This is a genomic window from Arthrobacter sp. NPDC058288 (assembly GCF_042880995.1).
GTDB lineage: Bacteria > Actinomycetota > Actinomycetes > Actinomycetales > Micrococcaceae > Arthrobacter.
In genome coordinates this window covers 1-1,021 of the sequence record NZ_JBHVYH010000024.1, presented here as the reverse complement: position 1 = coordinate 1,021, position 1,021 = coordinate 1, and the positions used below count along the sequence as shown (strand labels likewise).

General features: G+C 54.8%; 1 rRNA gene. It reads left to right on the top strand.

The window, feature by feature from the left end:
- Positions 1–475: 475 nt before the first annotated feature.
- Positions 476–1,021, top strand: a 23S ribosomal RNA gene (locus ACFVWT_RS22580); the annotation flags it as partial.

Sequence of the window (1,021 nt, the reverse complement as noted above, 5' to 3'; positions counted from 1 at the left end):
GTTGTCAGGAGTACGCCCGTTGCGCAGACGTAAGTTCTGCGGCGGGTGCTCACGGGTGGAATATCAGCAGATAGCGGCCGCATGGTTTTGTTCTTGTCCAGTACGGATGCTTTTGAGTGTCCTGGAACGGCGGGGGCGGGACGCAGGCGGTTTAGTGTTTGGCACACTGTTGGGTCCTGAGACAACAGGACCGGGAGGGTTTCTTCCCGGGTTTTGTTTGTTTCTGGTTTCCTGGCTGCAGCGAGCATGCACTGTTTTGGTTCCTTTGGGGGCCTGGTGTGTGGGGTGTGTGGTACGGGGTTGTTGTTTGAGAACTACATAGTGGACGCGAGCATCTTTTATAAGAAGCAATTTCCAAGAATATGAACCTGGATCTGGCTGCGCGTGATGATGGCTTGCCTTTCGGGGCGGGTTTGTTGTTGGGTGTGGCTGGTTTTCGTGGTTCTCTCGAAAATTAGTTTTTTTGATCTTTTGTGGTCAAGTTTTTAAGAGCACACGGTGGATGCCTTGGCATTAGGAGCCGAAGAAGGACGTAGGAATCTGCGATAAGCCTGGGGGAGTCGATAACCGGACTGTGATCCCAGGGTGTCCGAATGGGGAAACCCCGCCAGGGACGCGAGTTACCTGGTGACCCGCATCTGAACACATAGGGTGCGTGGAGGGAACGCGGGGAAGTGAAACATCTCAGTACCCGCAGGAAGAGAAAACAATAGTGATTCCGTTAGTAGTGGCGAGCGAACGCGGATCAGGCTAAACCGTTCCATGTGTGATAGCCGGCGGGCGTTGCATGGTCGGGGTTGTGGGACTTTCCGTGCTGTCTCTGCCGGGACAGTGGGGTGTGATGTGCAGGCATAGGTGAACGGTCTTGAAAGGCCGGCCAGAGAGGGTGTGAGCCCCGTAACCGTAATGTTGTGTACCGCCTGGGAAGTATCCCAAGTAGCACGGGGCCCGAGAAATCCCGTGCGAATCTGTCAGGACCACCTGATAAGCCTAAATACTCCCTAATGACCGATAGCGGACC